Consider the following 233-nt stretch of genomic DNA (forward strand, 5'->3'; position numbering starts at 1 on the left):
GTCCACGCCGATCTGCACGAACGCCTCTACCAGAGCGCCACCCGGCCGTTGCGCCGCCTGGGCCGCGGATCCGAGGCCTTCCATGAGATCGATTCCGCCGCCGGTTTCCATGCCGCCGGCGCCTTCTCCGCCTCCGGCGCCGGCCCCTGGGCCTCCGGCCGCAGCGCCTCCGGCTCCGGCATCGGCGGGGTGGCCCCGCGCCAGCGCTCCTTCTGGCTGGTGGCCGATGCCGA

1 pseudogene is annotated in these 233 nt (G+C 75.5%); it reads left to right on the top strand.

What is annotated here, in order from left to right:
- A pseudogene (locus tag KUG41_RS15175) lies at window positions 1-233 on the top strand (DUF4912 domain-containing protein); the annotation flags it as partial.

This window comes from Synechococcus sp. CCY 9618 (assembly GCF_019038415.1).
Classification (GTDB): Bacteria; Cyanobacteriota; Cyanobacteriia; order PCC-6307; family Cyanobiaceae; genus Cyanobium.